Genomic DNA, 22003 nt, shown 5'->3' with positions numbered 1-22003 from the left:
CAGGGCCTATGGGGCGAGCCTGCGCAGCATGTAGGTCGCGTTCGCGCCATAGGACGCGAGTTTGGCGCTTAGCGCCGCATCCGGCGTGACGGGTTGGAAGCCGAGACGCTCCCACAGCACGCGCGTACCGTGGACCGAGACCAGCGCAAGCGTCGCAAGACTTGACGATCGCGCGAGCCGTTCGATCTCCGCGACATAGCTGCGCGCCACGCCGCCGCGGGCCTCGGGCAGCACGGCGACGTCGTGCAGATAGATACAGTCGGCCGCATCGGGCAATCGGTCGAGGAAATGGTCGAGCGGCGGGATCCGTTGCTGCATCCAGGGATGCGCGAGGCCGTAGCCTGCGATGGCGTTGCCCGCGGCGAGCACGCGGCAACCATCCGGATAAAGCCGCATCTTTTCCGCGAGCACGCTGGGGCTTTCAGGGAGATCAGGATGAATCCGCGCTGCGATCGCACTGATCGCCTCGAGATCACTGGCGTGCGCACGGCGCCATCGAGGCTTGCTCATCTTCGTTGTCCCGTATCTTCGTCAGCAATTTATTCCGCGACGTTACTCTACGCAGCCAAAAATATCTTTGCCCGCTCACGAGGAATAGTGCGCGGGTCGCGGCGTCCTACCTCGTGCAAGCCATCTGCATGACAGGAGATACCATGACGACGTCCTCGATCCGCCTCGCACTCACGCTCGCAACCTCGCTCGCGCTCGCCTCCGCGGCCTTCGCCGCACCGCCGACCAAGACCGGCAAGACCGACAAGGGCAACGTGCTTACCGACGCCAAGGGTATGTCGCTCTACACGTTCGACAAGGACATGGACGGCAAGTCCGCCTGCAACGGGCCGTGTGCGACAAACTGGCCGGCGCTGAAGGCTGAGGCCAGCGACACGCCCGGCGACGGCTACACCATCATCACCCGCGATGACGGCTCCAAGCAGTGGGCCCACAAGGGCAAGCCGCTCTATACTTTCGCCAAGGACACCAAGCCCGGCGACGTCACTGGCGACGGCTTCTTGAACGGCGCCTGGCATCTGGCGATGCCGTGAGCACGACGAGAGAGGCTGCCTAGCGCAGCCCCTCATACACCATCAACCCGCGTGCGATCTGCAGCTTGCGGATCGCGCGCGGCAGCAGTTTTTCGGGCTGGTGCAGGTAGCGCCAGGAGGTGACCGTGAACGGGCCGAGCGCGCCGCATTCATCCTCGAACGGCGCGAGCACACCGGTCACGCTGACAGGCGTATGCGGGCGGGCATTGAAGGGCAACAGCAGCAGCTCGAGATGCGCCTTGCTGCCGTCCTCGCGCTGCGCCGTGAGGCCGGCGATCGCACCCAGGGTCTCGTCGGCGACGATTGTCGTGATCTCCTCGATCTCGCCGCGGCTCGCCTCGGTGAACAAGGTGGCAAAGCCCTGGTCCTTGAGATCGAGGCCTGCGAGCGCGCAGAGGCGGGTGCCGGCGACGCGGAACGGAAAGCCTGGCTCGCAGGACAGGACGAAGATGTCGCCCAGCAGCTCGCGCACGGCGGCCGGGTCGATATCGGCCCGGTCAGGGGCCCGCGCGCTGCCGCGCTTCTTGTCCCAATACGCGAAGAACGCGCTGCTCGATGGATGCTTCATGATCGACGCTTACTTCTCGGCGCAACCTCATGGGACAAAGCTGTCCCGCTTCAGCGCACCCGAGATCCCTTTGATGTTGTGCAGGAGGGGAATTGCAGCGTCCATGCCGCGGACGCGTTTTTGGCATCCGCAGCGCGGCCTTTGCGTCGTTAACGTTAAATTAACTATGCGCTTTGCGTTCGCCGCACGCCTGCTATGGTGATTGCAGTCGCAAGCCTCGCCGCTTTCTCCAGGTTCTCGGCGAGGCCTGTACACGGGCGTCAAACAGTTTGGTCACTGGCCGCGGGGAGGGGTAGGGATACACCTTATTCTCTCGTTGCGTCGGAAAGGCCGACACGGACAGGCAGGGCTTTTCCCAGGGCCCTGCCTTTTCCTTTTGTGCACTTGCGCAAGGCCGGTAAACGCGACTATCTCCAAGTCCTTGCTTCGAGAACCGTTGCCTGATCGCGCCTGAAAGCGAAACCGCCTTGGATTCCCCGCCACAACCACCGTCGGACGAGCCCGCCATCGTCCTCGAAGAGGCCCCGCGCGAGCCGATCCTGACCTTGCCGTGGCCGCTGACGGCCTATGTCCTGCTGCTGGCGCTGATCCATCTGCGGGTGTTGCTGCCGCCGGAGCTGGAGAACTGGACCATCGACGTCTTCGGCTTCATCCCGAAGCGCTACGATTCCTCGCTGGTCAATCTGCAGTTCGCGGGCGGCGCCGGTGCGAAGGTCTGGACCTTCGTCACCTATTCGCTGCTGCACGCCAATCTCACCCATCTCGCCTTCAATGTGTTGTGGCTGCTGCCATTCGGCAGCGCCCTGGCGCGGCGCTTCGGCGGCTTGCGCTTCTTCGTGTTCCTGGCGGTGACGGCCGCCGCCGGCGCGCTCGCCCATCTCGTCACCCATGAGCATGCCGTGGTGCCGATGATCGGCGCATCGGCCTCGGTATCGGGTGCGATGGCGGCGGCGATCCGGTTCGCGTTCGTGCGCGGCAGCTTCCTGTCGTTCAGCCGTTCGGACGCCGATACCGCAGCAAGGGTTCCGGCGCTTCCACTGCTGCAGGCGCTGCGCGACCGGCGGATCGTCGGCTTCCTCGCCGTGTGGTTCGCCCTCAACATCATCTTCGGCGTCGGCGCGATCGGCGTCGAACGCGATAGCGCAGGTGTTGCCTGGGAAGCGCATATCGGTGGCTTCTTTGCAGGCTTGCTGCTGTTCGCGCTGTTCGATCCTGTGCCGCGTGTGCGAAACGGTGATGCTGCGGATGCGTCATCACAGGACATTTCAAGCGGTATTTGAAGCGGCGCTTGCGGCTCAGCCCGAATTCATCCATCATTCCCGTCAAGAATGTTCCGAAGCAGCAAGCTCATGGAAGCTGCACTTCGCAAAGCGCTCGAGCGTGAAACCGGCGCTGAAACTGTTAGTTGAAGACTCGCGAACAAGTCCGGACCGCGCAAAGCGGACGGGTCCGATTCAGGGAGGCGACAATGACGGTACGTTCCATTCTCAATACCAAGGGCCACCAGATCCTGAGCGTCGCGCCCGATGCCAAGCTCGCCGCTGCCGTCAAGCTGCTCGGCGAGAAGAAGATCGGCGCGGTGCTGGTCATGGACCAGAGCCGGCTCGAGGGCATCCTGTCCGAGCGCGACATCGTGCGTGTGCTCGGTGAGCGCGGCGCCGGCGTGCTGGACGAGCCGGTCTCCCAGGTCATGACGCGCAAGGTCGTGAGCTGCAAGGAGACCGACACGGTCGCCGAGCTGATGGAGATGATGACAACAGGCAAGTTCCGCCACTTGCCGGTGCTCGAGAACAACAAGGTGGTCGGGCTGATCTCGATCGGCGACATTGTCAAATGGCGCGTGCGCGAATACGAGTCCGAGCAGGAAGCCCTGCGCGACTACATCAAGACGGCCTGAGCCAGACTTATTCGGCCGCCTTCGGCGCCGCGCCTTCGGGCGGGGGCGCCAGCACGTCGATGGTTTCCTGGATCTGTTCCAGCGCGCGCTCGGCGGCGCGCGCGCCGTGCGCGATCAGATCTTCGGCGCGGTGAAAGTCGAACCAGCCGAACTGGCCGACCCGCGGCGTGATCAGGAGGTCCGGCGGATCGCCGGCGAGCCGCGCACGGGTGATGCGGTCCTGCATGATGTTGAAGGCATCGATCATCACCGACGAGATGCCTGGACGGCCGGCGCTGCCGAAGAACTCGCGCTTGACGGTCTTCTCCGGCGAGAAGATGCGCGGAAAACGCCGCTTGGCCGGAACCTCCTCGGCGACAGGGGCGGCGACCGGCACGGGCATCGCCCCATGCGCATGAATCGTCGTCGAATGCGTGAAGATGTCGGTGGACAGATTGACCGCGATGACGATTTCCGCGCCGAGCGCCCGCGCCGCCGAGACCGGCACCGGGTTCACCAATGCGCCGTCCACCAGCCAGCGGTCACCGATCATCACGGGCGAGAAGATGCCGGGCAGCGCATAGGAGGCGCGCATCGCCTCGACCAGACGGCCGCGTGTCAGCCAGATCTCGTGGCCGGTCCGGACCTCGGTCGCGACCGAGGCATATTTCATCGGCAGGTCTTCGATCAGGGTCTGGCCGATCGATTCCTCCAGCCGGCTTGCGAGCTTCTCGCCGCCGATCAGGCCCGAACCGTTGAGGCGGATGTCGAGATAGCCGAGGATGTTGCGCACGCCCTGCAGGCTGCGGGCCCAATCCTCCAGCGCGTCGAGCCGGTCGGCCGCATAGGCGCCGCCGACCGCAGCACCGATCGAGGTGCCGACCACGACATCGGGCACGATGCCGTTGGCCAGCAGCGTTCTCATGATACCGATATGGGCAAAACCGCGCGCTGCGCCGCCGCCGAGGGCGAGACCGATAACAGGCCGGCGGATACTGCCAAGGCCGACTTTCTCGCCATTCGCGCCGTTCGAAGCCCGGCCTCTCAAGATATCCAGCACCGAAACTCTCCTACCTCGGGCCGTCCTCACTCCAGAGTAGGCGCCGCGCTGCCGCTTCGCCAGAAACAGGACAAAGCATGGTTTATAGCGTTCGGGACGCAGGGGGGCAGGAGTGTGGCGAGGGCCCGTTGCCTCAGATGTAATCACGCAGACGTCAACCGGGTTCCAAAGGACCGTAATCCCCGGGATTTCAGAGGCTTGAATTTGCCGCGTTTTCGGTGAAAAGCAGGAGGCATGACTCCAGGGGGTGACGGCATCATCAGATGGCGGCGCGGCGGCATGCCGCTGCCGGCGTTTGTCTTGGCCACATTCTTGGCCGCATGCCTCGGTTTGTCAGGCCTAACTTCCGCGCGGGCGCAGCTTTTCTCCGATCGTCCGCCGCCGGTGCCTCCGGCCTCGGTGCCAGATCCCGGCGGCGCCGTCAGCCTGGCGCCGCCGTCCGGTCCGGGCGCCGGTCCCCCAAGCCTGCCACCGACCCTGACACAGCCGAATACGCCGAGCATGCCACCGCCCGCGGTGACGAGCGTGCCGCCGGCAGCTCCCCTCAATGCGGCCGCGCCCGGCCAGGCCGTGCTGTCGCTGTCCGCCAAATACGGCAAGGACACGCCTGCGATCACCAGCGGCCTGGTGTGGCGCGTGTTCGCCGATCGTCCCGACGAGAACGGCACGTTCAAGCTGATCCGCGAGGACCGCAACGCGACGCCCAACATCGTGCTGCCGCCGGGCAATTATGTCGTGCACGTCGCCTTCGGCCTCGTCAGCGCGGTGCGCACCGTCAGTCTGAAGGCCGAGACCGACCGCGAGTCCTTCGTGCTGCCGGCCGGGGGGTTGCGCATCGAGGGCCGCGTCGGCACTAGCCGCATCCCGCAGAACCAGATCTCGTTCGCGATCTACAAGGGCAGCCAGTTCGAATCCGGCGAGCGGGCTTCGCTCGTGCCGAACGTCGCCGCTGGCGACGTCGTGCTGCTGCCCGAGGGCACCTACTACATCATCTCCAATTACGGCGACGCCAATTCGGTGGTGCGCTCGGACATCCGCGTCCAGGCCGGCAAGCTCACCGACGTCACCATCACCCACCGCGCCGCGGTGATCACGCTCAAGCTCGTCAGCGACAAGGGCGGCGAGGCGCTCGCCAACACCGCCTGGTCGGTGCTGACGCCCGGCGGCGACGTCATCAAGGAATCGATCGGCGCCTTCCCCCGCGTCGTGCTCTCCGAGGGCGAATACCGTGCCATCGCCAAGAACGAGGGCAAGGTCTACGAGCGCGGCTTCAACGTCGTGAACGGCGTCGACGGCGAGGTCGAAGTCGTCGCACGCTGACCTTGCGTTGCCTCGGCACGACGTTCGACTGCATGGATTTCCACAACATCGTACCGCGCTTCTCATCCGGCGCATCCTTCGGCGCCACTCGAATGCAACATTTGTTGTGAAAGCCCGGTGAGCATTCGCTTACCGGACAGTCCCACTGTGTTTCACCTTGCATACCGGCGGCAAGCGCGACCACGCCGCGCAGCGGAGGAAGAAAACACCGGCGGCATCGGCTTATTCCAGCCTCACCGCGACTTCGTTATGACCTTTGCAAGATACGCAATTCCGATAATCAATTTCATTCGCTTTCCGTCCTGCTGGGTTATATGTCGGGCATCCGTCCAATGGGGGACCCCGGCGCTGCTAAATGGCCTGCGCCCGGGTAAGGAGCAGGGGACCAAGCGCGTCGGCATGTTCGAAGTGATCCTCACCAGGCGCAAACGGTTCGGTTGGCGGTGGCAGGTCTGCGACCAGTCCGGCAAGATCTTTGCCGATGGCTTCGAGCGCACGCGGCCGTCAGCCAAATATCACGGCGAGCGCGCGCTGTTCTTCCTGCTCTCGCAGGCTTACCTGCGCAACCGCTTCACGGCATCCAGCGAGGACTAGTCGCGCGTGCCTCGCAGGATGGTCAGCCCTGCGACTGCGCTTCAGATATCGACCACCAGCTTGCCCTTGGTGGCGTGGTCCCGGATCAGCGCATAGGCTTCGCCCACGCTCTCCATCGTGAAGTGCCTGGCGTCGAGCAGCGGCACCAGCTTGCCGGCCTCGGCGAGGCGCGTGGCTTCCGCCATGATCTCCCCGTGATGCGCACGGCCTTCGCCTGTGAGCAGCGGCAGCAGGGTGAACACGCCGGAATAGCTGGCGGCGCGGAACGACAGCGGTGCCAGCGCATGCGTGCCCCAGCCGAGCGCGCTGACGACATGGCCGAAGCGGCGCACCGCCGCAAAGGACGCATCGAGCACCTTGCCGCCGACGGTGTCGTAAACGATGTCGAAGCCGCGGCCGCAGGCGTGCTCGTCGACGTAAGCGTCGACTGAGACCTCGCGGTCGATGAAGGTGGCGCCAAAACCTTCGATGGTCGCGCGTTGCGAGGCCGAGCCTGTCGAAAACACCTCCGCGCCGAACGCGCGTGCAATCTGGATAGCGACATGGCCGACGCCGCCGGCGCCGCCATGGATCAACACTTTCTGTCCGGCCTTCAAGGCGGCACGGTCGATCAGGCCTTCCCATGCGGTGATGAAGATCAGAGGCAGGGCGGCGGCCTCGCGCATGCTCAGATTGGCAGGCTTCAGCGCCAGCAGGTCGGCATCGACAGCGGCGAATTCGGCGAGCGATCCCTGCACGCCACCGACGCCGCCGGTCATGCCATACACCTCGTCGCCAACCTTGAACCGCGAGACCTCGTCTCCGGTCTGCTCGATCACGCCAGCGAGATCGATGCCGGGGATCGCCGGCAGCGGATGGCGCGCATGCGCCGCAGCGCCGGCATGGATTTTGGTGTCGAGTGGATTGACGCCGCTGGCGCGGATACGCACCAGCACCTCGCGCGGGCCGATCTCGGGCGTGGAGATGGTTGAGATGCGCAAGGGCGCGTTGTGGGACTCCAGCACGCCCGCGTGCATCGTCGCTGGTCTCGTCATGGTCGTCTCGCTCCGTTGTCGGCCTCCAATAGGCCCATGAGTTTTTGTATGGGAAGAAACAAGGATGTACGATACTCGTGCATTTTTGAATGAAGAGGAAATCCGATGGAATGGAGCGATCTGCGCATCTTCCTGGCGATTGCGCGCGAAGGCACGTTGGGTGCTGCCGCGCGAAAAATCGGGCAGACCCAGCCGACGATGGGACGCCGGCTGCGCGCGCTCGAGCAGGCGCTCGGGCAGGCGCTGTTCCAGCGCACGGCCGACGGTTTTGTCCTCACCGACGAAGGCGCGGCCGTGCTGGCCCATGCCGAGCGGATCGAGGAGGAGGCGCTCGCGCTTGAGCGGCAGGCGACGGGGTCTACGACGCAGCTCGACGGGACCTTGCGTCTTTCCTCGTCGGACTGGTTCGGCACGCTGATGCTGTCGCCTGCCATCGCGGCGTTCGGCAAGCGCCATCCCAAGGTGATAGTCGAACTCCTGACCGATGCCCGGCTCTACAGCCTGCCGCGGCGCGAAGCTGACCTCGTCTTTCGCATCAAGCCGTTCAACGAGCCCGAGGTCATTTCCCGGAAGCTGCTCCACATTCCCTACGCGCTTTACGGCAAGAAGGGCAGCAAGCCGCCGCGCCCCGGTGATGGCAGCGACACCCGCGTCGTGACCATGAACGCGGAATTCGCCGAGATGCCCGACGCCGTCTGGCTGAAGCGCACGTTGCCGAAGGCGGAGATCGCCGCGCGCAGCAACAACAGGCAAGCGCAAGCCGAGCTTTGCGCCGCTGGTGGCGGTCTTGCCGTGCTGCCGCGTCCGCTCGGCGATCGCGACCGCCGCCTGGTCGCGTTCGATATCGGCGCAAGCCCGCCGGGCCGCGACACCTATGTCGGCTATCACCGCGATCTCAAGCGGCTGGCGCGTCTGCGCGCGCTACTGGATCTCGTGATTGAGAGGTTGGCGGGGGAGGCGCAGTAGTGATGGCGGCGGCGATGCAGCTGTGCACGAAACCTCCGCTTCGTATTTCAAGCCACCGTCATAGTCTCTAACGCGCACTAACCAACGCGCGACTTAAAACTGTCATAATCACTGTAACGGAACTGGCGGCTGCGGCCTTTTACACGCCATTAAGCAGGCCGGTCTTTGGATGCGCCGGAAAAGTGCGTTGGGGACTGCAATGAGTGCCGCGAAGAAGATGCCGGGCAAACCGGCCACCGAAATGTTTGACGACATCCCGGTGCTTCAACGCAAATGGCGTGCCGCATTGAGGCCGGGTGACCGGCTGCCGCGATATGAAGACGTGATGCTCGGCAGCCTTGGACGGCTGGCCGATCACATCGCACTGTTGAAGGGCGAGGGCACGCTCGAACTGTCGCGCAGCGGACGCTACGTGCAGAAATGGCTCGGCGACGAGCGCTGGGACATTCCGGTCCAGGAGCTGCCGCCAGATTATGCAACCGCGCTGTCAACAGCGGTGGCAAGCGCGCTCAAGAACGGACGGCCGCACCAGGCCAGCGCCCATTGCGTGCGCGACGGCATGGTCAGGACCTACGATCTGCTGGCGCTGCCGACCGCCTCGCGCTGGGGCGCGACGCTGGTCGGCGCCTATGTCAACGAGCGCGGCGCGCAGTACAACCTGCTGGATGCGATCTTTTCGGCGACCGACGATGCCGTGGTCTCGCTGGCGACGCTGCGCGATGCGAACGGTCAGCCGTTCGATTTTCAGGTCGTGCATCACAACAAGAGCGCGGAGTTGCTGCTTGATGTGACGAGCAGCGGCCTGTTGTGGCGCCAGATCGGCCAGGGCACCACGCTGCTGGCAGCGGCTGAAATCATGGAATTCTTGCTGAAGACGGTCTTGGGCGGCCGCGGTGAGCAGCTCGAGATCACGAGCGATGGCCGCTATCTGCGCATGAGCGCGACGGCGTTCGCCGAGGTCCTTTCGCTGACCATCTCCGATGTCACTGCGATGAAGCGACGCGACGCTTCGTTCCGCCTGCTGTTCGACAATAATCCGATGCCGATGTGGGTGTTCGACGCCGAAACCAAGCAATTCCTCAGCGTCAATGACGCCGCGGTCCAGCATTACGGCTACAGTCGCGCCGCCTTCCTACGCATGAAGTTGCACCAGATCTGGCCCGAGGACGAGTGGGAAAGCCACGCCGAGGCGCTCGAGCGGATCGGGGAAACCTACCATTCCTCGCGCAACTGGCGTCACTTGCGCGCCGATGGCAGCGAGATCGAAGTGCTCACCTTTGGCCGCCGCGTCTTCTTCAACGATCGCGACGGTTATCTGGTTGCGGTGGCCGACATCACCGAGCGGCGCAAGGCGGAAGCGCGGATCGCCTATATGGCGCACCACGATGGTCTCACCGACCTGCCCAACCGCGAATATTTCCGGGAACGCCTGAAGCAGGCGCTCGACCAGGCGGGCGGCAAGCGGGTCGGCGTGCTCTATATCGATCTCGACCTGTTCAAGAACATCAACGATTCCTTCGGGCATCCGTCCGGAGACCGCCTGTTGAAGGAAGTGGCCGAACGTCTCACCACGGCTGTTCGCGGCGCCAATCTCGCGGCGCGGCTTGGTGGTGATGAGTTCGCCGTGATCCTCGCCGCAGACGTTTCGCCGAACGAGGCGAGCACCTGCGCGACGCTGCTGATCGATTTGCTGAAGGCGCCGTACGACATCGACGGTCAGGAGATGGTGATCGGTGCCAGCATCGGCATCGCGCTGTCGCCGGGCGACGGCACGACGTCGGAGGAACTGATGCGCAACGCCGATATGGCGCTGTACCGGGCGAAATCCGACGGTGGCGGCGTGCACCATTTTTTCGAACGCGAGATGGACCTGCAGGCGCAGAAGCGCCGCGACATGGAGGTCGATCTGCGCCGCGCCTTTGCCAATGGCGAGTTCGAGCTGCACTACCAGCCGCTGGTGTCGATCGCATCAGACCGCATCTCCGGCTTCGAGTCGCTGTTGCGCTGGCGCCACCCCGACAAGGGTATGGTCTCGCCGGCGGAATTCATTCCAGTCGCGGAAGACATCGGCCTCATCACCCAGCTCGGCGAATGGGTGCTGCGCGAGGCCTGCCAGGAAGCGGTGAAGTGGCCCTCCGACGTCAAGGTCGCGGTCAATCTGTCGCCGGCGCAATTCCGCAGCCGCAATCTGGTTCAGGTCGTGATCTCGGCGCTGGCGCAGTCCGGCCTGTCGCCGAAGCGGCTCGAGCTCGAAATCACCGAGTCGATCTTCCTGGCCGAGACCGACGCCAACCTCGCGATCCTGCATCAACTGCGCGAGCTCGGTGTCGGCATCTCCATGGATGATTTCGGCACCGGCTATTCCAGTCTCAGCTATCTCCGCAGCTTCCCGTTCGACAAGATCAAGATCGACCGCTCCTTCGTGAAGGATCTGGCGCAGCGGCCCGATTGCGTCGCGATCGTGCGTGCGATCTCGGGGCTTGGCCGCAGCCTCAAGATCACCACGACCGCGGAGGGCGTCGAGACCGAGGATCAGCTCGACTGGCTCCGCGCCGAAGGCTGTAACGAGGTGCAGGGGTTTCTGTTCAGTGCAGCGCGCCCGGCCGCCGAGATCGCAAAGCTGCTTGCCGAGTTCGATCAGCGCCCCTCACGGGCGGCTTAGCTCGGGCGGAAAGCTCCCGTAGACCAGTTCCTTGAACGCGGGCGTGATGCGGCCCCGTTCGTTCTGGGTCTGCTCCATCAGGATGTAGACCATATCGAGCTTTGGATCGACGCCGAAATAGGTGCCGCTGCCTGAGTCCCATTTCAATTCGCCGATCGAACCGGCCGGCGGCGGTTTGGCGTTGCCCGGATCGGTTCGTACTGCAATGCCGTAGCCATAACCGAAGCCATCGCCGGGGAAATAAAAATAGTCGCGTTCGACGCCGGAGCCGGGCCCGATCTGATCGCTCGTCATGTCCTTGAAGGCAGCCGGGCTGAGATAGCGCTTGCCGTCGAATTCGCCGCCGTTGAGCAGCATTTGCGCGAAGCGTTGATAGTCCGTGATGGTCGAAAGCAGGCCGCCGCCGCCGGATTGCCATTCCGGATGGTCGAGACGTTCGCGCTCGCCTTTGAGCAGGATCTGGTCGCTCGGCAGCGGCCGCGCCATCCGCTCGAACTCGTCCGGCGTCGACAACGCGAATTTGGTGCTGGTCATGCCGAGCGGATCGAGGACGCGCTGCTTCAGCGCATCGTAGAGCGACTGCTGGGTGATGATCTCGATGACGCTTCCGAGCACGTCGGTGGAGTGACCGTAGCGCCACAGCGTCCCCGGCTCGCGCGCCAGCGGGAGCCTCGCGATACGGTCGGCGAATTCCCGGTTGTTGAAAGGGCCTTCGAAGATATTGGCCGCCTTATAGGCAAGCTCGACCCACCTGCCGCCGATGTAGTCGTAGGTGATGCCCGAGGTGTGCCGCATCAAATCCCTGATGGTCACCGGATGGTCCGGCGGCACCATCTCGAGCGCCATCGAACCGTCGGGCTTGGTGATCTCCATTCCGACCTTCGTGCTGGCGAAGAGGGGAATGTATTTCGACACGGGGTCGGTGAGCGCGAGCTTGCCCTCGTCGATCAGCATCATCGCCGCGAGGCTGGTGATCGGCTTGGTCATCGAATGGATGGCGAAGATCGTGTCCGGCGTCATGGACAGGCGGGTCCTGACATCGCGCACGCCGAACATCTTGAAATAGACCGGCTTGCCGTGCTGGTGGATCAGCACGATCGCGCCCGGTAAACGGCCGGTGGTCACCTCATTCTCGAAGAACGCGGTGATGCCTCGCAGCTTGTCGGGTGCGGGAGCGGGGATGTCGGTGGCGCGGCTCCGCGCCATCGTGCCGGCCAGCATTGCGGCCCCGACCAGAAATTCACGACGCTTCATCCGGGCTCCTCCCTCGCGAGGGAGCAAAGCCGCAAGACGTCAGAGGCGTCAACAAAACTTCGATTAAAAGCGCGTGACTATTTCGGAAAGGACCGGTCGCGGACGATCCTCGCTCGGCTTGGTCGGTTTGCCGATATGCACGAACCCGGCGAGTTTTTCGTCCACCTTTAGGCCGAGGCCATCAAGCACGTCGCGATCGAAGGAGAACCAGCCGGTGAGCCAGCAAGCGCCGTAGCCGAGCGCGGTCGCGGCCGTGACGATATTCATGACGCTGGCACCTGCGGATAATTCCTGCTCCCACGCCGGCACTTTGGGATGCGGCTTGGTGAAGCTGACGATGCCGATCACCAGCGGCGCATCGGTCAGGCGCTTGCGCTCGGTCTCGATATCGGCTGCAGGAGCGCCGGGATTCTTGCGGGCAAAGACCTTGGCGATCACTTCGCCGGCGCGCTGACGTGCATCGCCCTCGAAAATGATGAAGCGCCAGGGGGCGAGCTTGCCGTGATCGGGCACGCGCGCACCGATGGTCAAAATGGTCTCGAGCTCAGCCGGCGAGGGGCCGGGGCCGGTCATCTCGCGCGGCTTGACCGAGCGGCGGGTTTTCAGGAGTTCGATGGCATCAAGCATTGCGATGGCCTCTTCAGATGGACGACGGGCGTGCCATGCCGAGATAGGCATGCACGCCCGCAACCGAAAGCGAGTTTAGATCGATTTCAACGATCAGACCGCGCCGCGCGCCCGCCGGACGTCCGGCGGGGTTGCTTCGTCGACCAGGGCGGCAATGGCTTCCTCGGTCGTCATCACCTTCTGGCCGTCGCTGCCGAGGCGGCGGACCGAGACCGAATGCGTCTCGGCCTCTTTCTTGCCGACCACGAGCAGCGCCGGAATCTTGGCCAGCGAGTGCTCGCGAACCTTGTAGTTGATCTTTTCGTTGCGCAGGTCGATCTCGACCCGAAGACCGGCGCGCCGCGCCTGCTCCAGCACCACCTTGGCGTATTCGTCGCCTTCCGAGGTGATGGTGGTGACCACTGCCTGCACCGGCGAAAGCCAGAGCGGGAAGTTGCCGGCATAGTGCTCGATCAGGATGCCGATATAGCGCTCCATCGAGCCGCAGATCGCACGATGCACCATGACAGGGGGTTTCTTGCCGCCGTCATGGTCGATGTAGAACGCACCGAACCGCTCCGGCAGGTTGAAGTCGACCTGCGTGGTGCCGCACTGCCAGTCGCGGCCGATGGCGTCGCGCAGCACATATTCGAACTTCGGTCCGTAGAACGCGCCTTCGCCCGGATTGATCTCGGTCTTGATGTGGTTGTTCTGCGACTGGATCTCGCGCAGCACCGTCGCCATCACGCGCTCGGCGTGATCCCACATTGCATCCGTGCCGACGCGCTTCTCCGGCCGCGTCGACAGCTTGACCGTGAGATCGCCGGTGAAGCCGAAATCGGCATAGGTCGATAGGATGAGATCGTTGATCTTCAGGCACTCGTCGGCGAGCTGCTCCTCGGTGCAGAAGATATGCGCATCGTCCTGGGTGAAGCCGCGCACGCGCATCAGGCCGTGCATGGCGCCCGACGGCTCGTAGCGATGCACCACGCCGAACTCGGCGAGGCGCATGGGCAGGTCGCGGTAGCTCTTCAGGCCGTGCTTGAAGATCTGGACGTGGCCGGGGCAGTTCATCGGCTTCAGCGCAAACCAGCGCTTGTCCTCGGCTTCGTCGCCGGCCGATTGCGCCGCGAACATGTTCTCGCGGTACCAGCCCCAATGGCCCGAGGTCTCCCACAGCACCTTGTCGAGGATCTGCGGCGCGTTGACCTCGCTGTAATCGCCGGTCAGGCGGCGGCGCATATAGGCGATCAGCTGCTGGAAGATCGTCCAGCCCTTCGGGTGCCAGAACACGACGCCGGGGCCTTCCTCCTGGAAGTGGAAGAGGTCGAGCTCGCGTCCGAGCTTGCGATGGTCGCGCTTCTCGGCTTCCTCGATCTGTTTGAGGTAAGCATCGAGGTCCTCCTGCTTGGCGAAGGCCGTGCCGTAGATGCGGGTCAGCATCGGGTTGTTGCTGTCGCCGCGCCAATAGGCGCCGGCCACCTTCATCAGCTTGAAGGCATTGCCGACCTTGCCGGTCGAGGTCATGTGCGGGCCGCGGCAGAGATCGAACCAGTCGCCCTGGTAGTAGATCTTGATCGGCTCGGTGCCGGGGATGGCGTCGACCAGTTCGACCTTGAAGGCCTCGCCCTTGTCGCGGAACACCTGTTTTGTTTTTTCGCGATCCCAAACCTCTTTCGTGAAAGGTTTGTCGCGCGCGATGATCTCGCGCATTTTCTTCTCGATCGCGGCAAAGTCTTCCGGCGTGAACGGCTCGTTGCGGAAGAAGTCGTAGTAGAAGCCGTTCTCGATCACCGGGCCGATGGTGACCTGCGTGCCCGGCCAGAGCGACTGCACGGCTTCCGCCAGCACGTGGGCGCAGTCGTGGCGGATCAGTTCGAGTGCGCGCGGATCGTCGCGGTTGACGAGTTCGATCTTGGCGTCGGCTTCGATGGGATCGTTGAGGTCGGTGAGCACACCGTCGAGCGCCATCGCGACGGTGCGCTTGGCGAGCGATGGCGAGATGCCCTTGGCGATATCGAGACCGGTGATGTTCTGGTCATATTGGCGCTGGGCGCCGTCGGGGAAGGTGAGGGTGACTTTGGCGGCGGGGGTCACGGGCTTCAGGTTGCTGAGGGAATATTGAAAGCCGGATTCGGATTTGGCTTGGTCTTTGGGCTGGTCGGACATTGCTTTTCTCCTGAGGCTCACTCCTGCGAACGAGCGCAGGTAAGCGGGAACGAGCGATATATCAGGCGATTCGGCCTGTGCAATCCGGCATTTCCAAGAAAGTGGCGCGCAAAAGCCAAGGCGATGCGCCAACTATTTCGGACGACGCCCTTTAACTGGCCGCGGCGCTGCTCTACATGCAGTTGCATGGAATATCCCCGCGCCGGCCGCTTCACCCCGACAGCCCTGATGCTTGGCAATCTCGTCACTGGCTGTTCGGTGCTGGCGCCGGCGGGGATGCTGCCGGAATTGTCGAGCGGGCTCGGCACCAGCATCCATGCGGCGGGGCTGCTCATCACCTTTGGCGCGATCACGCTGTGCATCGGCTCGCCGCTGACTGCCTGGCTGACCAGCCGCATTGAACGGCGGATGTTGCTCGCGACCACGCTTGCGGTGCTGGCGTTCGGCAATCTCGCCTCTGCCTTTGCGCCTGACTATGCAAGACTGCTTGTCATTCGCCTCGTGATGCTCGCAATCGGCGCGCTGTACACGCCGCAGGCCGCCGGCACCGCGGCGCTGATCGTGCCGGCGGAGCGGCGCGGGGGCACGATCGCGTACATCTTTCTCGGCTGGTCGCTTGCGGCCGCCGTCGGCCTGCCGCTGATCACGTTCATCGCCAGTCGTTATGGCTGGCGCGCCGCCTATGGCACGATCGGCGCGCTCGGCTGTGTCAGCTTCCTGTTGCTGCTGGTGCGGCTGCCGGCCGGCTTGAAGGGTACGCCGGTCGACCTGAAGATCTGGAGCGAGGTTGGCCGCAGCAGGACTATCCAACTGCTGCTTTTGATCACGATGCTGCAAATGTCCGGGCAGTTCGCAGTGTTCACCTTCATGGGTCCGCTGCTCAAGAAGCTGACCGACGCAAGCCCGGATGCGATCGGCGTGGTGTTCGCCATTTACGGCGTCTGCGGTTTTCTCGGCGTCGCCGTGGCGAGCCGTATCGTCGATACCTGGGGGCCGTACCGGACCTCGTTGCTGTTCACGTGCCTGTTACTGGCTGGGATCACCGGCTGGGCGCTGAGCGCCGGCACGCTCGTGCTGATGGCGACCGGGGTCGCGATCTGGGGACTGGGCTTTGCCTCGACCAATTCGATGCAGCAGGTGCGGCTGGTCGCGGCCGCCCCGCCGCTTGCGCCCGCAACCGTCGCGCTCAACACGTCAGTCCTCTATATCGGCCAGGCCATTGGCTCCGCCGTCGGAGGGCTGTTGTTTGCTCGCGACCTGCTGCACAGCACAAGCTTCGTGGCGGTCGGCTTCGTCGTCCTGGCGCTGGTCCTGGTGATCGTGAGCCGGCCCCGGCCGGTGGCTGTGGCCCCGGTCTGATGGCTGTGTTTGCCCTGCGCAAGGCGCTTGGCAAACGGCGCGGGAGAGCGCTAGAAGGCCAGACATGGGGACCAAAGAGAGTTGACTGAAATGAGGATGATTCTGGCGGTTGCCGCGGTGCTCTATTCAGCCTCCGCGTTTGCACAAACCGACAAGCCACCGATGGTGGGGGACAAGCCGCTGGTGCAGGTCAAGCCCAAGGGGACTGCAGCGGGGACCAAGGCTGGGACCAAGGAGGCGGCGGCCAAGCCGGCAGCGGCGCCGAAGGGCAAGCCGCAGTCCGTCGCAGCCCGGTTGCAGGCCTGCCTCGACACCGACGATGGCACCAAGGACCGGCTCAACTGCTACGACGCCATCATAACGCCGACGCCGAAGCCGAAGCCGGCCAAGGCCAAGGGCTACGCCGATTGCCGCTTCTTCAAGGAAGAGGACGAGCGATTGGCTTGCTTCAACGGCTTCGCCGAGAGCATTCCGAAACTGCCCAAGAGCTGAAGACCAAGCTTTGGGAGGCTAGTCGGCGATCCGACTCAAGACGGCCCTGAAGGCGACGCCCGGCGTTTGCAGTGCGGTGCCTTCGAACTCGGCCGTGTCGCCGTCCTCACGGCCGGCGAGCGTCAGTGTGATCCGGTCGATGCCGAACAGCGCCTTGAACGTCGGGTCGTCGTTGTAGCGCTCGGTCGAGATCTTGACCTTGACGCTATCGCCTTGGCCCGTATAGGTGCCGATGAAGGCGAAGGCCGAATTGCCGCCGCGCATCTTGCCCTCAGTCACATAGACGACGCCGCAGCCGGTCCCGTGAACGGTGTGGAAGTCGACCTTGTACAATCCCTGACGCACGCCCTGTCCCCGAAGAATTCCAACTCAACTTGGCCGGCAAATTATGATCGTGGCCAGCGGAAACAATCCGGTGGCTACCGGGATCGTGGGCCATCAACATCACATTTTGATCATGGCCTGACAGAATTGCAGGCAGCGCGCCGAAATGCCGGCATGCGCAATATCCGGATCAGCGGCTCGATGCGGAAGGGCTGGTGGCCGCGACGCGGGTCAACGCCAGCGCCGGCGTTGCCGACATCTTCACCAGAACGTCCTTGAGCGGGTATTGCGTCCACGCGTGGTTGACGTAGTCGCGATGGGTGATGCCTTCGCCGGTTTCGACGAAGACGACGCTGCCGGGCCGCAAGGGGCCGTCCATGTCCTCGGAGACGCCAATACCCTTTTGCCTGAGCGTGCTCATCAGTTCGTGGTCGCGTCGTGCCGTGTAGTGCGTGTAGGAGCTGACGAAGAAGCCGGATCGGTGGCTCTCGATCCAGGACGCGAACTTGTCCGTCTCGCCGTAGACCGCATCGAGCAATACGACACCGCGGACGCGGTCGCTGATGCCGCCGACCTCGAGGCTCCAGGCGGTCGGCAGGAAGCCGCCGCTATAGCCGACGATCACGATCGGCATGCTGGCGAAGGCGCGTACGCTGTTGGGATCACCAGTCAGCTGCGCCAGATGGCTGGCGGATTCGTCCATGAAGCGTTTCAGGCCGCCGGGCTGCCAGAATTTTCCGGCGCTGGAATCGGCGGCATCGACGGCCATCTGCGGCGCCAGGAGCACGGCATTCGCACCGGAATCGGTGATCTGCTTCGGCACCATCTGCCGGTCGCGCACGTCGCGCTCGAGCGTCGCGCCGTTGCCATGGAAGAACACCACGATCACGCCAGGCTTGCGCACGTCGAAATGTTCGGGGACGTGCATCAGCACGCGGCTGTCGTTATAGGTCTCGTCCTGCCAGAACACGCGGCCGGAAAAGCTGCGGTGGCCGCGTCGGTCGCCCTTGGAAATGTTGAGGAAGGGCGCGTCGGAGGCGGGGTTGTTGCCGAAATAAGGAAAGGCCGAGGACTTCATGCTGACGAGGGTCGTCAGATCCTGGCGCGGCGGACGCCGATACGGGACCTGTGGGGCGAGCGAGGCGACCTTGTAGGGCGCTTGCTCCGGCTGTTGCTGCACGGCGCGCTTGGGCGAGAAGTCCGACATCTGCCGCTGCAGGAAGCTCTCGCTCGCCGAGGGAAAACGCTCCTTGAACTGCGGGGCAGGGAAGCGATCCTCGAAGGTATCGCCGCTTGCGAGCTGTTGATGGCCCGCCTGCGGATTGGTCTTCGCAACGACCTGGACGTTGGCCTGCGAACTCGCAGCCAGCGCCATCGGATTGGGCGACTGGCCGCATTGAACCAGCGTGAGCGACAATGGCACCAAGCCTGAGATCAGGGCGACCCGAAGCGCACGACCGCGCGCCCCGGACGCCTTGGTCCGGTCAGCGCGCATGTCTGCTCTCAATTTCGGAACGGCCCCGACCATCCACCCATGACCCCAAGTCACGACCCAAGTCACGAACCATCGGCAATCTTTAAGACAATTGAGCCGACTGGTGTTTAGGCGACGTTAAGCGTCCGGAGAAACTTCCCCACATCCGGAAGCATCAAAAAAGACCACGCAATCGTGTCGCGATTGTGGGAGAGGCAAGCGCATTTGCGCGGGCAACTACGGGTTTATTGGCCCAAAGCGGGCAAAGAAGGTGGCTGATTACCTATTTGGACCGCCTCATTTAACCCTTGTTAACCCTGCTTGAATTGACTGGAGCCAATCTGCACGATGCCTCCGACGAGGCTCGACGCCTGAGGTTAAGGACCCAGATGACGGCATCAGATGCGGGAACTGCGCCCTGGACGGGGCGACTGACCGGCGGCTCCGGGGTTTCCGTTCTGGTCGCAACCGCGATCGTCGTTGCCGACATGATCGGGGTCGGTGTGTTCACCAGCCTGGGCTTCCAGGTCAAGGATATCCCCTCGGGCTTCTCCATCATCGCGCTCTGGACGGTCGGCGGCATCGTCGCGTTGTGCGGGGTGTTCTCCTACAGCGAGTTGGGCGCGATGTTTCCGCGCTCGAGCGGCGAGTACAATTTCCTCGGCCGCGCCTATCATCCGGCCTTCGGCTTTCTTGCCGGCTGGGTCTCGGCGACGGTCGGTTTCGCAGCGCCGGTCGCGCTGGCGGCCATGGCTTTCGGCGAATACGCCAAGTCGGTTCTCCCAGATCTCCCCCCGATCCCGCTTGCCATCGGCGTGGTGTGGCTGGTCTCGATCGTGCAACTGACGGGCGTGCGGCATTCGTCAACCTTCCAGTTGATCTCGACCATCCTCAAGGTCGTGCTGATTGTCGCTTTCCTGATTGCCGGCTTCGTCATCGGTACGCCGCAGCCGATCTCCTTTGCGCCGCACACGGGCGATCTCGCCCACATTGTGAGCGCGCCTTTCGCGATCGGGCTCGTTTTTGTGATGTACTCGTTCTCCGGCTGGAATGCCGCGACGTACATCATCGGCGAGATGAACATGCCGCAGCAGAACCTGCCGCGCGCGCTGCTTGCGGGCACGCTGATCGTTCTGGTGCTGTATGTCGCGCTCAATGCGGTGTTCCTCTACGCAACGCCAATCAGCGCGCTGGCCGGCCAGCTCGATGTCGCAAGCGTTGCCGGCAGCGCTATTTTCGGCGCGCTCGGCGGTCGGATCGTCGGTGCGATGATCTGCGTCGGCCTGATCTCCTCGATCAGCGCGATGATGTGGATCGGCCCGCGCGTGATGATGACGATGGGAGAGGACATTCCGGCGCTGCGGGTGTTCTCGAAGCGATCGGTGAGAGGCGCGCCGGCCTACGCCATCCTGTTTCAGCTCGCGGTCGCCAACCTGCTGTTGTTCACGCGCAGTTTCGAGGCGGTGCTCGACTTCATCCAGTTCGCGCTTCTGTTCTGCTCGTTCTTCACGGTGGCCGGCGTCATCAAACTGCGTATCACCGATCCCGATTTGCCGCGGCCGTACCGCGCCTGGGGATACCCGTTCACGCCGCTCATTTTCCTGCTCGTGACCGCGTTCATGATGTACTACCTCTTGACCGAGCGACCCGTGCAGTCGCTGTCGGGGATGCTCGTCGTGCTCGCAGGCCTGTTGATTTATGCTGTTTTCCGCAGGCGGCCGGTCGCCGCTGCCAGTTCACACAATCGCGAATAGACATGTTTCGACCCATGAGAATTGCGGCCGTCGCTGTTGCCCTGCTGGCCGCGACCATCTCGTCCGTGCGTGCGGCCGAGGTCACCTACGACGACACCGCGCGCTTCCTCGCGGGTATGCAGCCCTCGGCGGATTCGCCGCTGACGGCGCTGACCAGGGATCCATCCTGGCAGCATCACGCAAAATTCTTCGACAGCGCCTTCGGCCAACTCGAGCAGCGACAGATATCGAAGATCCGGAGCTGGTCCGACGTCAATCTCGCCGCCCCTCGGCCGACGATGTTCTATTTCTTCAGCGGCCCGGATTTCCTTTACGCCGACGCCTTCTATTCCAAGGCCAGCACCTATGTGCTCGGCGCGCTCGAACCGGTCGGCGCGGTGCCTGATTTGACCAGGCTGTCGCGGGGCTCCGTCGATGCCGCGCTGTACAATGTCGAGCGCTCGCTCGGCTCGATCCTCAGCTTTTCCTTCTTCATCACCAAGCAGATGAAGGTCGACCTGCACACCAACCAGGTCAACGGCACCTTGCCGATCCTCTACGTTTTCCTGGCGCGCTCCGGCAAAACCATCCGCAACGTCGAGATGGTCGCGCTCGACGACAAGGGCGGAGTGCACACCGGCAACGACAATCCCGGGCCCAATGCCACGCGCGGCGTCCGCATCACCTTCGCGGGCTCGGACGGTGAGGCGCGCACCCTGTATTACTTCTCGACCGATCTTTCCAATTCCGGGGCTCGCGTGGCCGGCTTCCTGAAATTCTGCGAGACGTTCGGGCCCGGCAACAGTCTGATCAAGAGCGCGTCGTATCTCTTGCACGCGGGCAACTTCACCGTCGCGCGCGACTGGCTGCTCGCCAACAGTGCGACCATCATCCAGGACGATTCCGGCATTCCGCTCGCCAACTACAATCCGCGGCAATGGCGCTTCTTCCCGTTCGGCCGCTATCTCGGTCCGATCAACGAATTCCCCGGCCGCTACCAGGAGCGTTACGCCGAATTGTTCACGCGCGCCCAGCCCATCGATTTCGGCGTCGGCTATCGCTGGCGCATGCATGAGTCGAATTTGCTGCTGTCGGTGAAGGTTGCGGGGAGCGATGCGTTGCCTGCCGCGGAGGCCAGCTCGTCCGTCGAGCCGCCGCCGAAACCGACGCGCCCGAAGCGACCGCGTCCACCCGAGCCGGTGCCGCCGCCGCCCGGACGATTCTTCTGGTACCGCTAGCTACCAGTGCACGCTCTGGCTGGGCACGATGAATGCCGTCGTGCTTGGCGGCGTTGCAAGGCTTGAGGCCAGATACCAGCCGGAGCCGATGACGAGCACGAGCAGCGCGAGAATCGCGATCATGTCGACGGTGCGAGGATCGTGATCCCTGAGATCGAAGCTAAGGTGTAAGCCAGGCTTGAAATGAAAATGATGGCTGATTTTCCAGCGCATTGTTGTTTCCTCCCGTGG

General features: G+C 63.9%; 21 protein-coding genes. 11 read left to right on the top strand and 10 right to left on the bottom strand.

Annotated elements, in window-relative coordinates; translation table 11 throughout:
* Positions 1-6: 6 nt before the first annotated feature.
* Positions 7-510, bottom strand: coding sequence for a GNAT family N-acetyltransferase (locus Q0687_RS15555; RefSeq protein ID WP_298878156.1), 504 nt, complete (start codon positions 508-510; stop codon positions 7-9).
* Between the two features lie 143 nt (positions 511-653).
* Between Q0687_RS15555 and Q0687_RS15550 the strand changes: the two genes are divergently transcribed.
* A complete protein-coding gene (locus tag Q0687_RS15550) occupies positions 654-1043 on the top strand; it encodes a hypothetical protein (RefSeq protein ID WP_298878155.1) in 390 nt (129 codons plus the stop codon).
* 19 nt (positions 1044-1062) lie between these two features.
* On the opposite strand, the gene Q0687_RS15545 is transcribed toward Q0687_RS15550, so the two are convergent.
* Positions 1063-1611: a PAS domain-containing protein gene (locus tag Q0687_RS15545; RefSeq protein WP_298878152.1), complete on the bottom strand. Its 549-nt coding sequence runs from the start codon at positions 1609-1611 to the stop codon at positions 1063-1065.
* A 467-nt stretch (positions 1612-2078) separates the two neighbouring features.
* On the opposite strand from Q0687_RS15545, the gene Q0687_RS15540 reads away from it, so the two are divergent.
* Together Q0687_RS15540 and Q0687_RS15535 are read left to right on the top strand one after the other, a co-directional pair.
* Entirely contained in the window at positions 2079-2891 is an 813-nt protein-coding gene (locus Q0687_RS15540) for a rhomboid family intramembrane serine protease (protein ID WP_298878150.1), read from the top strand.
* A 188-nt stretch (positions 2892-3079) separates the two neighbouring features.
* Positions 3080-3508, top strand: coding sequence for a CBS domain-containing protein (locus Q0687_RS15535; protein WP_298878148.1), 429 nt, complete (start codon positions 3080-3082; stop codon positions 3506-3508).
* 7 nt (positions 3509-3515) lie between these two features.
* On the opposite strand, the gene Q0687_RS15530 is transcribed toward Q0687_RS15535, so the two are convergent.
* On the bottom strand, positions 3516-4547 hold the full coding sequence (locus Q0687_RS15530) for a patatin-like phospholipase family protein (protein ID WP_298878145.1): 1032 nt from the start codon (positions 4545-4547) through the stop codon (positions 3516-3518).
* Between the two features lie 234 nt (positions 4548-4781).
* Here Q0687_RS15530 and Q0687_RS15525 point away from each other — a divergent pair, with 234 nt between their 5' ends.
* On the top strand, positions 4782-5867 hold the full coding sequence (locus Q0687_RS15525; protein ID WP_298878143.1) for a hypothetical protein: 1086 nt from the start codon (positions 4782-4784) through the stop codon (positions 5865-5867).
* Between the two features lie 399 nt (positions 5868-6266).
* Complete coding sequence (locus Q0687_RS15520; protein WP_298878140.1) at positions 6267-6461, top strand: hypothetical protein; 195 nt, start codon at positions 6267-6269, stop codon at positions 6459-6461.
* A gap of 41 nt (positions 6462-6502) precedes the next feature.
* Here the strand turns inward: Q0687_RS15520 and Q0687_RS15515 are convergent, their stop codons facing one another.
* Positions 6503-7495: a zinc-dependent alcohol dehydrogenase family protein gene (locus Q0687_RS15515; protein ID WP_298878138.1), complete on the bottom strand. Its 993-nt coding sequence runs from the start codon at positions 7493-7495 to the stop codon at positions 6503-6505.
* A 105-nt stretch (positions 7496-7600) separates the two neighbouring features.
* Here Q0687_RS15515 and Q0687_RS15510 point away from each other — a divergent pair, with 105 nt between their 5' ends.
* Positions 7601-8461, top strand: a complete 861-nt coding sequence (locus Q0687_RS15510; RefSeq protein ID WP_298878136.1) for a LysR family transcriptional regulator — start codon at positions 7601-7603, stop codon at positions 8459-8461.
* Between the two features lie 199 nt (positions 8462-8660).
* A complete protein-coding gene (locus Q0687_RS15505) occupies positions 8661-11123 on the top strand; it encodes an EAL domain-containing protein (protein ID WP_298878134.1) in 2463 nt (820 codons plus the stop codon).
* Here Q0687_RS15505 and Q0687_RS15500 read toward each other — a convergent pair.
* From Q0687_RS15500 to thrS, 3 genes are all read right to left on the bottom strand, one after another.
* Positions 11109-12377, bottom strand: coding sequence for a serine hydrolase domain-containing protein (locus tag Q0687_RS15500; RefSeq protein ID WP_298878131.1), 1269 nt, complete (start codon positions 12375-12377; stop codon positions 11109-11111). The two genes, Q0687_RS15505 and Q0687_RS15500, sit on opposite strands and share 15 nt — an antisense overlap.
* A 63-nt stretch (positions 12378-12440) precedes the next feature.
* Complete coding sequence (locus Q0687_RS15495) at positions 12441-13004, bottom strand: nitroreductase (RefSeq protein WP_298878129.1); 564 nt, start codon at positions 13002-13004, stop codon at positions 12441-12443.
* Positions 13005-13097: 93 nt separating this feature from the next.
* Complete coding sequence (gene thrS, locus Q0687_RS15490) at positions 13098-15152, bottom strand: threonine--tRNA ligase (RefSeq protein ID WP_298878127.1); 2055 nt, start codon at positions 15150-15152, stop codon at positions 13098-13100.
* Positions 15153-15338: 186 nt separating this feature from the next.
* On the opposite strand from thrS, the gene Q0687_RS15485 reads away from it, so the two are divergent.
* Positions 15339-16511: an MFS transporter gene (locus Q0687_RS15485; RefSeq protein ID WP_298878124.1), complete on the top strand. Its 1173-nt coding sequence runs from the start codon at positions 15339-15341 to the stop codon at positions 16509-16511.
* Positions 16512-16601: 90 nt separating this feature from the next.
* Positions 16602-17003 carry a hypothetical protein gene (locus tag Q0687_RS15480; protein WP_298878122.1) on the top strand — a complete coding sequence of 134 codons (402 nt, stop codon included), beginning with the start codon at positions 16602-16604 and terminating at the stop codon, positions 17001-17003.
* Positions 17004-17021: 18 nt separating this feature from the next.
* On the opposite strand, the gene Q0687_RS15475 is transcribed toward Q0687_RS15480, so the two are convergent.
* The gene (locus tag Q0687_RS15475) at positions 17022-17348 is read right to left on the bottom strand and encodes a GrlR family regulatory protein (RefSeq protein ID WP_298878121.1); all 327 of its coding nucleotides are present in this window, start codon (positions 17346-17348) and stop codon (positions 17022-17024) included.
* A gap of 169 nt (positions 17349-17517) precedes the next feature.
* Positions 17518-18822, bottom strand: coding sequence for an alpha/beta hydrolase (locus Q0687_RS15470; protein WP_298878119.1), 1305 nt, complete (start codon positions 18820-18822; stop codon positions 17518-17520).
* A 368-nt stretch (positions 18823-19190) separates the two neighbouring features.
* On the opposite strand from Q0687_RS15470, the gene Q0687_RS15465 reads away from it, so the two are divergent.
* Both Q0687_RS15465 and Q0687_RS15460 read left to right on the top strand, forming a co-directional pair.
* Positions 19191-20555, top strand: a complete 1365-nt coding sequence (locus Q0687_RS15465) for an amino acid permease (RefSeq protein WP_298878118.1) — start codon at positions 19191-19193, stop codon at positions 20553-20555.
* Positions 20556-20569: 14 nt separating this feature from the next.
* Positions 20570-21772: a hypothetical protein gene (locus Q0687_RS15460; RefSeq protein ID WP_298878116.1), complete on the top strand. Its 1203-nt coding sequence runs from the start codon at positions 20570-20572 to the stop codon at positions 21770-21772.
* Here Q0687_RS15460 and Q0687_RS15455 read toward each other — a convergent pair whose 3' ends face one another.
* Entirely contained in the window at positions 21773-21985 is a 213-nt protein-coding gene (locus Q0687_RS15455) for a hypothetical protein (RefSeq protein ID WP_298878112.1), read from the bottom strand.
* Between the last annotated feature and the right edge of the window lie 18 nt (positions 21986-22003).

Origin of the sequence: uncultured Bradyrhizobium sp., from assembly GCF_936928535.1 — a bacterium.
GTDB lineage: Bacteria > Pseudomonadota > Alphaproteobacteria > Rhizobiales > Xanthobacteraceae > Bradyrhizobium.
Note: the sequence above shows the minus strand (reverse complement) of the source record. Positions and strands in the feature narration are given on the sequence as shown.